Source organism: Actinomycetota bacterium, from assembly GCA_005888325.1.
Taxonomy (GTDB): domain Bacteria; phylum Actinomycetota; class Acidimicrobiia; order Acidimicrobiales; family AC-14; genus AC-14.
Genome location: VAWU01000051.1, coordinates 13,947 through 26,243 on the forward strand (window position 1 = coordinate 13,947; position 12,297 = coordinate 26,243).

The following is a 12,297-nucleotide window of genomic DNA, read 5'->3' on the forward strand; positions in this document are numbered from 1 at the left end:
ATGACGCTTGACGAGCAGCTCGCGGCGCTGGTCGGCAAGCCGCTCGGGGCGGGCGGACCTTCGGTCGCACCGGATCCGGTGAACCAGCCGATGATCCGTCATTGGGCCGCCGCGTTCGAGGATCACAACCCGGTGTATGTCGATCCGCAGTACGCGGCGGACACCCGGTTCGGTGGGATCGTGGCGCCGCCGCTGATGTTGCAGACATGGGCCATGGCGACACCGACGATCACGGGCATCGCGGAGCGTGGGGGGTCTCCGGTGGAGCGCGGGGGTGCGTTCGTGCTCACGGTCCTGGACGAGGCCGGTCTCGTCGGCACGCTCGCGACGAACTCCGAGTTCGAGATCGAGCGCTATCTGCGGCTCGGCGAGATCGTGTCGGCGGAGACGGTGCTGGAGTCGGTCTCACCGGAGAAGCAGACCCGGCTCGGGCCTGGGCGGTTCGTGACGTGGGTGACGAACTACACCGTCGGAAACGGCGAGGTCGTCGGTCGCCAGCGCTTTCGGATTCTGAAGTTCAGGCCACGAGGACGGCGAACCGATGAGTAGCCGCCACATCCAAACGCTCGACTGGAACACGATCTCGGTCGGCGACGTGCTCCCGGCGCTCATGATCGACATGAGCGCGACGCGGATCGTGGCCGGCGCGATCGCGTCGCGCGACTTCATGCCGGTGCATCACGACCGCGCCTACGCCAACGAGCAGGGCGCGCCCGACATCTTCATGAACATCCTCTCCGATACCGGTTGGTGCAGTCGGTTCCTGACCGATTGGGCCGGACCCGAAGCGATGGTGAAGCGTCTCGCGATCCGCCTCGGCGTGCCGGTGTTTCCGGGACACGTCCTCACCTACAACGGTTCGGTGACCGATGTGTCACGCAATGGCGACGACGGGCTCGTCGAGGTCGAGTTCAGCGCGGTGAACGAGCTCGGCGAACACGTCGGCGGCACCGCAACGGTGAGCCTGCCGATCCTCTCGCGCCGCGCGCCGACGGTGTGATGAACTCAGACGCATGAATCCCGAGGCGCGCCCGTTGCGATGCGCGGTGATCGGCGCAGGGATGGCCGGCATCCTCAGCGCGATCAAGCTGACCGAGGCCGGGATCACGGACTTCACGGTGTACGAGAAGGCCGACCGCGTCGGCGGCACGTGGCGCGAGAACACATACCCCGGCCTTTCGTGCGACGTGCCGTCTCACTTGTACTCGTACTCGTTCGCCCTCACGTCGGAGTGGAGTCGCCGGTTCGCCCCCGGTCCGGAGATCCAGGCGTACTTCGAGCGGGTCGCCGAGGAGCACGGCGTCCTGCAACGAGCTCGGTTCGGTGACGCGGTCACCCGATGCGAGTTCTCTGATGGCAAGTGGCATCTCACGACGGCCTCGGGAAATCGCGACGACGTCGACGTTGTGATCGCAGCGACGGGTGTGCTCCACCACCCGCGATATCCCGAGATCGATGGTATCGACACCTTCGCGGGAGCGATGTTCCACAGCGCGCGGTGGGATCACCGCGTTCAGCTCGACGGCACACGGATCGGGATCATCGGAACAGGATCGACAGCAATACAGATCGTCTCGGCCATCGTCGATCGCGTTGCGGCGTTGTCGTTGTTCCAGCGCACGGCGCAGTGGGTGATGCCCCAGGAGAACCCGGCGTACTCCGACGAGGAGCAGGCGGCATTTCGTGCGCAGCCCGAACGACTCGTGGACTTACACCAGAACCTGTCGGACATGTTCGACCTGTTCGCCAACGCCGTCGTCGACTCGGAGTCGGCCGAGCTCAAATTGGTCGAGCAAGCGTGCCTCGCGAACCTCGAGAACAACGTGCACGACCCCGAGCTACGACAGCGGCTGCGTCCCGACTACCGCGCCGCATGCAAGCGGCTGATCATCTCTCCCAACTTCTACGACGCGATCCAGCGTCCGAACGCCGAGCTCGTCACTGATGCCATCGAGCGAATCGAGCCCGGCGGAATCCGCACCAAGGATGGCCGCCTCCACGAGCTCGACGTGCTCGTGCTCGCGACGGGATTCAAGACCGACGCCTTCATGCGACCGATGACCATCGCCGGGCGCAACGGCACGACGCTCGAACAGGCCTGGACCCCTCGCCCGGAGGCGTACCTGTCGATCTCGATTCCCGACTTCCCGAACTTCTTCATGTTGAACGGCCCGAACGGGCCCGTCGGGAACTTCTCGCTCATCGAGGTTGCCGAGCTCCAGACCCGCTACGTCATGCAACTCATCGAGCGCATCCGGGCGGGCGAGTGCCGGGAGGTGTGCGCGACCCGCGAGGCGTTGGTGGAGTTCGAGCGAGCGCGCGAGGTGGCGGCGCAGCGCACGGTGTGGGTCACCGGTTGCCGCAGCTGGTACCTCGACGACCGCGGGCTCCCGGCGGTGTGGCCCTGGTCGTTCGTCCGCTTCCGCGAGGCGATGAAGACGCCCGACCCGACCAAGTACGAGTTCGCCGGCGCTCACGAAGGATTCTCGTAGTGCGGCGTCGAGCTCGTCCGACGTCGTCGCGGCCTCGGGTGTCAGCCGCAGTTGTCGTCCGCGGTTCGGGGCCGGCAGCCGGCATCGGTAGTGAAGAGCAGACGGTCGAGGCCGACATCGGGGTCAGCACCGAAGATCCGAACCGTGTGCCGGCCGGCGGTCAGCTTGTCGATCGCCACCGGCGCGTCGAGCCGGCCGTCGCGCCAGTTGACCCAGGTCCAGTCGCCGGGTTCCAGGTCGGTCCCCCCGACTTCGATGCTGCACCGCCTGTCGACCTGCACGTAGTACGACTTACCGGCGACGTCGGCCGGACGGATGCGTGACCAGATGAAGTAGTTCGCGGCCGCCGGCAGATCGACTTCGCCGGTCACGAAACCGTTGGCGGGGTTCGGCAGACTGGCGCACGTGCGGTTGCCGAACTCATAGGTGCCGATGTCCGGCCGAGGTCCGATCGGCACCTTCTTGTCGTCGAGGTCGTACAAGAAGCCGCTGGACAGGCTGTCGAGCGTGCCGGCATTGATCGCCGGGCTGTTGGCCGCCAAGTGAAAGTCGCTGCCGGCATCGAGGAACAACGGGTCGTCCAGCTGGGAGCTGGCCGAGATCGGCCAGGTCGTCGCGGGACTACCGCCAACCCGCCAATAGATGTTGTTTCCTTCGGTAAAGCTGCCGTCGGACTCGAGGGCGTGGAGGCCGGCCACCAGGATGTTGTTCTCCGACGTCAAGATGGTCGGACTGCAGTGCGCGTAGCAGACCATGCCCTTGCTGGTCGCCGCGGTCAGAAACGCGGTGTTCCCGTACACCCGGGTGTCGTTGACCGGACCGTTGGGTTGCGGTGTGCCGTCGGCCCGGGTCGGGCCGCGGGTGATCATGAAGCTGGCCTGGTCGAGATCGGACGTCACGAGGTTGTAGGCATAGATGTTGCCGGTGACGGCGTGCCTCGGATCGACCCCCAACTCGGAGAAGGCCAGATTGCCGGAAGCCCGGTTGTGATGGATCCAGTTGCGCGAGCCGTTGTAGATCTCGACCGCCGATCCGTCCAGGCCGTAGCGATCCGAGAGGCCGACGTTGCCGCGCAGGTCGTTGCCGGCGATCTCGTTGCTGTCCCCCCAGACCAAGACTCCGAAGGCACCCGAGTCGTCGTTGACGTTCACGTTGATCATGCTGTTGGGCCCAATCGTGTTGCCGACGATCTTGTTGTTGGTGGCGCCGCTGTTCACGTAGACCCCGGCGTAGAGACCGCTGGTCTTGGTGAAGAACAGCGTGTTGAACTTGGCGCCGCTCGAGAAGTTGAACCCCGACAAGTAGCCGTGAGCCGTGCTGGTCGCGCGCAGCTCGAGCGCCGCGATGCGGTTGTTCGAACCCTGGATGTTAACGATGCTGCCGGCGGTCGACCCGTTCGTGATGAGCGGCAACGGCCCACTGCCGTACGCGCTGACTGTGACGCCGCTCCACGGAATGGTGATCGAGCCCGTCCAGCTGCCGCCGCGTTTGAAGAGCAGGCTCCCGCCGGGGGCCACGGCGGCGGTCCCGGCTCTGGCCAACGACTTCCAAGCCGTCTCGGGACTACGACCGTCGAGGCTGTCGTCGCCGCTGACGCTGTCCACATAGAACGCCTCTGACGTCGGAGCGGGCGGCGGGGTGACGGTATCGAGATCGAGATAGGCGCCACCTGATGCGGTGCTGTCCCCGATGACCTGAAGGGGCCCGCTCGAGTCGGCCGCGGGGATCGTCTCGGGCTGAAGGTCGGCGCTGGATCCGGCCCCGAGGGCCCGGATCATGGTCATCGGATTGCCGGTGCCGCCGGCGCAGCCGGTGACGACGGTGAGGGCGCACATCGCCGCGATCACTCGCTGCTTCACGCCTCTTCATCGACGCAACGGGGTCGAACCCTGAGGGAGACGAGGCCGGCCGATCGACCGACCGATGCCGTAGAGTCCGCCCATGCCGGCGGGGTCCCGATCGACTACCTGAACCCGCAGCCCATCAGTCGTCGCCGTTTCCTGACCGGGTCGCTGGCGACTGCAGGGGCCGTGGCGCTCGGGGCGTGCACGGGCAGTGGAGCGAAGCGGCAGACGCGAGGGGTACCGCTCCCCGCCCCAGCGGAGGCGCCGTTCGACACGGTCGTCGTGCTGATGATGGAGAACCGATCGTTCGATCACCTACTGGGTTGGCTCCCGGGCGCGGACGGACGCCAGGCCGGTCTCACCTATGCCGACAGTTCCGGCGCGGCGCGGCCGACCTGGTCCGTCGCTCCCGACTGGCAGGGATGGCGCTATGGCGATCCCCGGCACGACTGGCCGGCCGTCGCCCAACAATGGAACGGCGGGGCGTGTGACGGGTTCTTGAAGACGCAGGCCGTCGGCGACACCTACCCGATCAGCTACTACACGGCGGCCGACCTTCCGGTGCTCGCCACGCTGGCACGCGGCTACACCACCTTCGACCGGTACTTCTGCTCGGTGCTCGGTGCCACGTGGCCCAACCGCTTCTATCAGCACTGCGCGGCGACGGACGTCGACGACACGGGCATCTATCCCTACCTCGAAGATGCCAAATCACTGCCCCCGCCGGACAGGTCGCGGCTGTCGAAGTTGGACGTCGCCATCTGGGATCGTGTCCGTGGCGCAGGCCTCTCCGGTTGCTACTACTACTTCAGCGAGCCGATGACGGGTCTGTTCGCCAGCCGTCGCTACGACGACATCAGCCATCCGTACGAGCTGTTCAAGGAGCATGCCCGGGCAGGAACGCTTCCGAACGTCGCGTTCGTCGACCCCGAGTACGGGACCATCCCCGAGCTGACGGGGACGTCGAACGACATGCATCCGCACGGCAGCGTCAAGGTGGGCGATGCCTTCATCGGAGAGGTCTATAAACTGCTGCGGCGCAGTCCGCAATGGGACCGAATGGTGTTCGTGCTCACGTTCGACGAGCACGGAGGGTTCTACGATCACGTGCCGCCACCGAACGTGCGCGACGACAACGTCAATCCGAATTCCGGGCCGCATCCCGACTACTCCCGCCTGGGCTTCCGCGTCCCGTGCATCGTCATGGGTCCGTGGGCACCGCCGCGGGTCGAGCACAAGGGCCCGTACGAGCATTGCTCGGTGTTGCGCATGATCGAGTGGCGCTGGGGCCTGAAACCGCTGCACGCACGCGACAGGTACGCCCGCAACCTGGCGGACGCACTCGTGTTCTCGCGAGCCCGCTCGGCCATCGACGTCCCCGAGGTGGCGCCTCCGCCCACGGTCCCGCGCCCGGCGTCCTGACGCCGGGGCCGCCGCCCGTAGCTGTCACACCCCCCTGTCATGCTCATCTCGTCAGTGGTTGCCGGACGAGAACGGTAAGGGAAAGGGCAGCGGAGAAGTGGAGACACAGCGGTTCGAGCGGTTGGTGGAGGTGATGGCCCGCATGGCCGGCGGCGACCAGGCGGCGGTCTTCACGCTCTATCTCGAGTACGGCGACCACGTCGCCGCGCTCATGCGACGCGAGCTGCGTCGCCTGGGTGTGCAGCACGTCGAGCCCGACGAGCTCGACGGCCTCGTGCTCAACGGGTGCCTGGCGCTGCTCGACGGTGCGGGCGCGTGGGATCCCGAGGGCGGGGCGTTGCCGTGGAACTGGGCGGTGAAGCGGCTGGCGGCGATCGCCGCGGGCTGGGTCGGCCAGCACGCCGACCCGCTCGACGACCACGACGTCGCAGTCGCCGAGCAGCTCCGGGCGATCGGGGACGAGCCCGAGGGCCTCGAGGTGTTCGAGCGGCTCGCCCCGTGCCACGACGGCTGCGCGCTGCTCGTCGAGGCGTTCGACCGCGGCAAGGTGAAGCCGCGCGACCGCGCCATCCTCCTCGAGGTCAAGCTGCAGACCGACGCGGGCGATCCGTCGCCCTCGGTCACCGTCGCCCGCGACTACGGGCTCAACCCCGCCTTCGTCCGTCAGGTGGTCAAGCGCACGCTCGACCGCCTCCGCGTCCTGGCCGAGCGCGAGCCCCGCTTCGCCGGGCTCACCGAGCTCCCCATCCTGCGGTGAGCATGCCAACCTGGCTGACGATGCAGCCGGACGACGCAGCCCGCGACCGGCACCCGTCGGGGCAGTGGCGGCCCGACCTGGCGCGCCTGGCCGGCGCCATGGCCGACCGCCTCGCCGGCGAGGGGCATCCGTTCCCCCGATTCGCGGCGTCGGTGCTGGCCGAGCGCGGCCGCCTGGGCATGGACCGCACCGCGTTCGCCGCTCACCTCGGCCTCGACGAGCCCACCATCGCGGCCGCGGAGGACGGCGTCCTCCCACCGGCCGACGCGCCAACCGAGCTCAGCCGCCTCTCGCTCTTCGACGAAGACGGTGCCTGAGACAGCCCACGGTTCCGGGGCACGATCGCGCCGATCCGCCCCTCAGGCCGATGCCGACCAGCGACCGGCGTCCGGTGCGAACGTCCAGCGACCCGACGGAGGGTCGAGCACCGGGAGCCGTTCGGCGTCGGGCTCGACGACCGACGCGCACTGGTAGCCGATCGACGTCTCTTCGACGTCGATCTCGACCACGGCCACCTCGTACGGCGGCTCGACGAGCGCGGCGAACACCAGCTGGAGCACGTTCGCCTCGGTCGTGACGCCGCGGAGATGGAGGTGGCCGCTCAGGACGACGACGGGTTGGTCGGTCGCAGGCAACACCGACGGGGTCGGCGCCAGGATGCCGAGGTGCCCCGAGTAGAGGAGCTCCGCGTCTCGGCAGCGGTCCTCGAGCGTCAACACCGGGAAGTGGGTGAGAAGCACGTCGAGTCCCCCGTGGGGATCGGCGTCGGCCAGCCGGCGGCCGCTCACGTCGAACGGCTGGAGCTGCCGCTCACTCATGCCCGTCACCTCGTGCACCGCGAGCCCCGAGCCCGCCGCGGCGAAGGCCTTCACCGCAGGAGCTTCGGCTTGGCATGCGAACGGCGACGCGACGAGTCCCGCGCCGCGGCCGACCACCTCGTCCTCCAACCGGGCTCCGGGCGTCAACACGTCGTGGTTGCCGCTCAGCAGCAGCGCCGGACGACCGGCGGACGCCACCGCGTCGACCACGCGCCGAAGCGACGTGCGGTCGCCGAAGTGCGCGAGATCGCCGAGCACCACCACCACATCGGTGCCGTCGAGGAGCGGGTGGCCCAGGGCCGCGTCCAGCCGGTCATGCGCGTCGGCCAACCGGAACGGGTTGTGCCATCCGGTGTCCTCCACCCGCTCGAGCGCGAGGTGAGGGTCGGCGATCACGCCCAGCCTTGTCCTGCTCACACCGACAGTCTCGCCCGACCGCGCGCGGAGCGTCGACCCTGCGTCGTCAGCCTCTAGCGGGGCCGGAACCCGATCACTAGATTCCTACGCCGATGTGACGGGGCGGGTCGATGGTGGGCTCCGGGGGGTCACGGTGGGGCGAGCGCGCGAGCGTCGGTCGGTCGATGAAGTCGGAGTTCTCAGGGATTTTGGGGAACCACCGCCCGCCGATGGCGTGCTTCCTCGGCATCGGCGGACGTCGGCAATCCGTCGTCGCCACCGACGAGGCTCGGCGTTGGTACCCACGCCGTGTGGAGAGCCGCTGGTCGATCATCATCGCCGACGCTGCCGCTGCGACTCGTCGCCGCCTCGCGCGCGCTCGCGGTCGATTGAAACTCACCGCTCTGACGTCGGGACCGCCGCGCGCATGCTCTTGGTCCTTTCCCGTGATGGCGCCACGATCGCGTTGCTCGGTGTGCTGACCATCCTTGGCTGGGCGCTGCTCGAGAGGCTGCATCGGTACAGCTGGCGCAGCATGGGAGGCCTCTACACGCTGGTCGTGAGCGGCTATGTCCTCTCCCGCTTCACCCTGGCGGCGCTCTACCGCACGCCGGAGGACACCGGGATTCAGCCAACCGTTGCCATCATCGTGCCTGCTTTCAACGAGGGCAGGGCGATCGTCGAAACGATCGAAGCCTGCTGTGGGGTCCAGTATCCGGTCGACAAGCTGGAGATCGTGTGTGTCAACGACGGATCCAGCGACGACACGTGGGCTCGCATGGTCGCGGCGGCGTCACGCTCGCGAAGGGCGGTCCAGTGCATCGACCTACCCGAAAACCGTGGCAAGCGGGCCGCGTTGGCGACGGGAATTCGAGCGACCGGCGCCGAGATCCTCGTCTTCGTGGACTCCGATTCGGCGCCAGACCCGCCCGCGGTCGGCCGCATCGTCCAGGCGTTCTCCGATCCCAGAGTCGGTGCGGTCTCCGGTATCACCTATGTACGCAACGCGGGAGACAACCTCCTCACGCGCATACAGGCGGCCCGGTACTTCATCTCTTACGCGCTGCTCAAGGCCGCGGAGTCCGTCGTCGGGGCCGTGACCTGTTGCTCGGGCTGTTTCGCTGCTTACCGTCGAGACGCAGTTCTTCCGGTGCTCGAGGCGTGGGAGCACCAGCGTTTCCTTGGCGCAGCGTGCACCTACGGCGACGATCGTTCACTCACCAATCAGATCCTTCGGACAGGGTGGCGAACGCGCTATCACGCTCGGGCCGAGTCGTGGACGAAGGTTCCTGACGAGTACGCGACATTCTTCCGTCAGCAGCTGCGCTGGAAGAAGTCGTGGCTCCGGGAAGGGTTGCTGCTCATGGGCCACATCTGGCGTACCCGCCCGATCGCGCTGCCCTCGATCGGCATAGCTGCCCTCACGGGGCTCCTCAGTCCGCTCATTCTTTTCTGGAACTTCTGTTGGATGCCTGGGCACCAAGGCATCTTTCCGGTCGTGTACGCCATGGCGCTCTACCTCGTCGCCATGGCGTACAGCCTCTACTACCGCTCGGCCCGCAAAGATGGCCTGTGGCTCTACGCCTGTCTGGGAACGCTGTTCTATCTGGCTTTCTCGGCGCAGCTGCTGTGGGCGCTCGCTCGGGTGCGCGACGGTTCCTGGGGTACCCGCCGTGTCTAGGTTGAGCCGCATTTTGGTCACCACCGCGGCCCTCGTCGCGCTCACGATGATCAGCGTGGACTTCGTGCGCTCGGTGGAAGCGGACGAGCGTCGGGTTCCTGCGCCGCGGGTGGCCCCGGGCTTCGCGATCTTCGCCAAAGCGATGGGTATCCCGGACTATCGCGCGGGTGTGCCGGTGCTCACCTACCACGGAGTCGCCGGTGGTTTCGCCTCAACACTTCGCTCAACAACTGGCGATGCTCCGAGGAGCCGGTTTCCATTCTGTCTCCCTGGCCCAAGTCGAAGCTGTGCGTGCCGGCGAAGCCGTTGTCCTCCCTCCGCGCCCCATCCTCCTGACCTTCGACGACGGGGTCGGGAGCGCTTGGACCGCGGCCGATCCGATCCTGGCTCGCTACGGCTTCCGCGCCGCGATGTTCGTGATCACGTCTCGTATCGCCCACGACCGTGCCTCCTACTACCTCACGTCGGGTCAGTTACGGGCGATGCGCGACAGCGGGCGGTGGGAGATCGGGTCGCACACCCACAATCAACACGTCTTGGCGGCGCTGCCGGGTCGGCGCTCGGGCCCCGCGCTCAACAACCGCGTGCTGCTGGCGAGCGGAAGGCCCGAGAGCTTCCGGCACTGGCGCACGCGCGTGGGTCGCGATCTCGACATCAGCCGGCGCACCCTCTCCGAGCGCTTGGGCGTGACCGCTCGAGCGTTCGCCTACCCCTTCTCAGCGACGAGTGAGTCGACGAACGATCCGCGGATCTCAAGTGAGCTCGACGCGCTCGTGGCCGCTCGGTTCCCACTGGCATTCACGAACACACGGGACCCACACGCCATCGTCGCCCATTGGACGCCCCGAGGGCCCCTTCCGCGCCTACCGGTGGACGCCCGGACCACCGCCGTGGAGCTGCTGACACGCCTTCGAGTCGCAACCGAGGACGCCGCGGTCGTGCTCAGCGTGTCATCGGCATGATGTGTGCTGCGCGGAACAGACTGACTGTGCTCATCGCCGACGTCTGATTCGAAGCAACACCCCGATGCCGGAGCCGCGAAGATGGCTCGGTGGCCGCTCACGATGTCGGACAGGCGCGCCCGGTGGTGGAGAGACGTCCGGTGGCGGGGTCGCTGGCGGTGCTCTCCGCCGTCGGGGTGTGGGGCGGGGTCGCGGTCGTGGCCAAGGCCGTCGGCGACATCGACGGCCTGGTGCTCGGCTTCCACCGCCTCTGGATCGGCGCCTTGGTCACCTCCGCGGTGTTCTACGCACGCGGGGGTCGGTACAACCGGCGGCTGCTGCGGCTGTGCCTGCCGGGAGGGCTGGCGTTCGGCCTCGACATCGTCCTGTTCTTCAGCGCCCTCAAGCACACCACTGTCGCCAACGCGACCGTCATCGGCGCGCTTCAACCCGCGCTCGTGCTGCTGCTCGTCGGCAGGCTGTTCGGCGAACGGGTCACCGGGCGAGCAGTCATGTGGACGATGGTGGCCATCGGCGGCGTCGCCGTCGTCGTGTTCGGGTCCTCCGCCACACCGGTGTGGAGCCCGAGCGGTGACCTCCTCGCCACGGGCGCGCTGTTCGCGTGGACCTGGTACTTCGTCGCCTCCAAGCAGGCGAGACGCGACCTGAGCGCCTTCGAGTTCCTCGCGGGGATGACGCTCGTGGCGGCCGTCGCGGTCACACCGGTGACCCTGTTGTCGGGCCAGCGCATCGACCCCGGCAGCGCGGGTGACTGGGCGAGGATCGCTGCGCTCGCCGTCGGCTCGGGCGGGCTCGGCCATCTCCTGATCAGCTGGGCCCACGACCATGTCGAGCTGGCGGCGATGTCGCTCCTCACCCTGGCGGTGCCGGTGGTCGCGACGGTGAGCGCCGCGCTCTTTCTCGACGAGCGCATCGTCGCCCTGCAGGTGATCGGCATGGCGATCGTCGTGTGCGCGCTGGGCGCGGTCGTGCTGAGAGAGACGGGTCGCGCTCCCGTTCTCTGAACGGACGAGGAAGGCGAACTCAGAGCGCGTTGGGCTTGATGCTGACGCGCTGATCGGTACGACCGCGGAGGACGCGGATGGCGAGCTGCCCGTTCGCGAGCGACGCCTCGACGTCGCCACCGAAGCCCTCGGGCAGCTCGACCTCACGCTCGAAGCCCCCGTACTCCCATTCGTGGGTGAGGTATTCGCGCGGGGGCGCGCTGCGCAGGCTCGCCCAGAACCGGAGCGTTCCGGGATGCAGCTCGATCGTGACGTCCTGGGCGGTGACGGCCGGCAACGGCGAGATGATCACCAGCGCGGCGCTGGTCTCGTAGACGTTTACCGGCACGCGCTGCGGGCGCATGGTTCGCTCGGTGGCCGCCGTCGCCTGGACGACAACCTGATGGCTGGGCTTGTCGGTCGGCATGCAGTGCACGGTAGTCCGCATCGCCGCCGGGCCCGCGAGCAGGGCCCTACCGTAGGCCGACGTGGGAAGCGACGGCCCGACGACGCTCGTCATCGACGGCAACAACGTCGTCGGTGCCGGCGTGGCGGGCTGGTGGCGCGATCCGCCTGCGGCGGTGCGCCGGCTGCTCGAGCGCCTCCGTTGCTCTGTGACCGTCAGCGGGGGGCACGTCGTGCTCGTCCTCGACGTACCTCAGCCCGATCTGGTGGAAGGCGATCACGGTGGTGTGGTCGTCCGTTATGCCGCGCGCCGAGGCCGGGACGCGGCCGACGAGCGCATCCTCGAGCTCCTCGACGCGGGCTTTCCGGGTGACGCGGACGGGCCGGCCCTCGTCGAGGTGATCACCTCGGACCGCGCGCTCGCCGAGGGCGCCCGGCAGCGCGGCGCCCGCGTCACCGGCGCGGGCACCTTCCTGGCGCGCCTGGACGACCAGGGGTGTTGAACCGGAGAACGCGGGCGGCGCACGGCCAACGACT

General features: G+C 68.2%; 12 protein-coding genes and 1 pseudogene. 11 read left to right on the top strand and 2 right to left on the bottom strand.

From position 1 onward, the window contains the following. The 7 genes and pseudogenes from E6G06_15795 to E6G06_15825 all read left to right on the top strand — a co-directional run bounded on the left by E6G06_15795 (position 1) and on the right by E6G06_15825 (position 6,832). On the top strand, positions 1-549 hold the full coding sequence (locus tag E6G06_15795) for a MaoC family dehydratase (protein ID TML88619.1): 549 nt from the start codon (positions 1-3) through the stop codon (positions 547-549). Then, positions 542-1,000 carry an acyl dehydratase gene (locus tag E6G06_15800; protein TML88620.1) on the top strand — a complete coding sequence of 153 codons (459 nt, stop codon included), beginning with the start codon at positions 542-544 and terminating at the stop codon, positions 998-1,000. Before E6G06_15795 ends, E6G06_15800 begins: the two co-directional genes overlap by 8 nt. A gap of 13 nt (positions 1,001-1,013) precedes the next feature. Then, positions 1,014-2,492, top strand: a complete 1,479-nt coding sequence (locus E6G06_15805; protein ID TML88621.1) for an NAD(P)/FAD-dependent oxidoreductase — start codon at positions 1,014-1,016, stop codon at positions 2,490-2,492. A 1,694-nt stretch (positions 2,493-4,186) separates the two neighbouring features. Further along, positions 4,187-4,555: pseudogene (locus E6G06_15810) on the top strand (twin-arginine translocation signal domain-containing protein). 69 nt (positions 4,556-4,624) lie between these two features. Next, entirely contained in the window at positions 4,625-5,758 is a 1,134-nt protein-coding gene (locus E6G06_15815) for a phospholipase (GenBank protein TML88622.1), read from the top strand. A 58-nt stretch (positions 5,759-5,816) separates the two neighbouring features. Then, complete coding sequence (locus tag E6G06_15820; protein ID TML88623.1) at positions 5,817-6,515, top strand: hypothetical protein; 699 nt, start codon at positions 5,817-5,819, stop codon at positions 6,513-6,515. 2 nt (positions 6,516-6,517) lie between these two features. Then, positions 6,518-6,832, top strand: coding sequence for a hypothetical protein (locus tag E6G06_15825; GenBank protein TML88624.1), 315 nt, complete (start codon positions 6,518-6,520; stop codon positions 6,830-6,832). 42 nt (positions 6,833-6,874) lie between these two features. Here the strand turns inward: E6G06_15825 and E6G06_15830 are convergent, their stop codons facing one another. Further along, positions 6,875-7,750, bottom strand: a complete 876-nt coding sequence (locus E6G06_15830; GenBank protein ID TML88625.1) for a hypothetical protein — start codon at positions 7,748-7,750, stop codon at positions 6,875-6,877. Positions 7,751-8,024: 274 nt separating this feature from the next. On the opposite strand from E6G06_15830, the gene E6G06_15835 reads away from it, so the two are divergent. From E6G06_15835 to E6G06_15845, 3 genes are all read left to right on the top strand, one after another. Then, complete coding sequence (locus E6G06_15835) at positions 8,025-9,410, top strand: glycosyltransferase family 2 protein (protein TML88626.1); 1,386 nt, start codon at positions 8,025-8,027, stop codon at positions 9,408-9,410. Positions 9,411-9,646: 236 nt separating this feature from the next. Beyond that, positions 9,647-10,372, top strand: a complete 726-nt coding sequence (locus E6G06_15840; GenBank protein TML88627.1) for a hypothetical protein — start codon at positions 9,647-9,649, stop codon at positions 10,370-10,372. Between the two features lie 89 nt (positions 10,373-10,461). Beyond that, positions 10,462-11,376 (top strand): DMT family transporter, encoded by a 915-nt coding sequence (locus tag E6G06_15845; protein ID TML88628.1) that lies wholly within the window; start codon positions 10,462-10,464, stop codon positions 11,374-11,376. Positions 11,377-11,395: 19 nt separating this feature from the next. Here the strand turns inward: E6G06_15845 and E6G06_15850 are convergent, their stop codons facing one another. Next, positions 11,396-11,875, bottom strand: a complete 480-nt coding sequence (locus E6G06_15850; GenBank protein TML88629.1) for an Hsp20/alpha crystallin family protein — start codon at positions 11,873-11,875, stop codon at positions 11,396-11,398. Here E6G06_15850 and E6G06_15855 point away from each other — a divergent pair. Further along, on the top strand, positions 11,844-12,263 hold the full coding sequence (locus E6G06_15855; GenBank protein TML88630.1) for an NYN domain-containing protein: 420 nt from the start codon (positions 11,844-11,846) through the stop codon (positions 12,261-12,263). The two genes, E6G06_15850 and E6G06_15855, sit on opposite strands and share 32 nt — an antisense overlap. The last annotated feature ends 34 nt before the right edge of the window (positions 12,264-12,297 follow it).

Coding starts and splice junctions, on each gene's coding strand:
- E6G06_15850 (TML88629.1), bottom strand. CDS start 11,875: ATGACGAGCGTCGTCGGGCCGTCGCTTCCCACGTCGGCCTACGGTAGG.
- E6G06_15800 (TML88620.1), top strand. CDS start 542: ATGAGTAGCCGCCACATCCAAACGCTCGACTGGAACACGATCTCGGTC.
- E6G06_15805 (TML88621.1), top strand. CDS start 1,014: ATGAATCCCGAGGCGCGCCCGTTGCGATGCGCGGTGATCGGCGCAGGG.
- E6G06_15795 (TML88619.1), top strand. CDS start 1: ATGACGCTTGACGAGCAGCTCGCGGCGCTGGTCGGCAAGCCGCTCGGG.
- E6G06_15815 (TML88622.1), top strand. CDS start 4,625: ATGATGGAGAACCGATCGTTCGATCACCTACTGGGTTGGCTCCCGGGC.
- E6G06_15840 (TML88627.1), top strand. CDS start 9,647: ATGCTCCGAGGAGCCGGTTTCCATTCTGTCTCCCTGGCCCAAGTCGAA.
- E6G06_15825 (TML88624.1), top strand. CDS start 6,518: ATGCCAACCTGGCTGACGATGCAGCCGGACGACGCAGCCCGCGACCGG.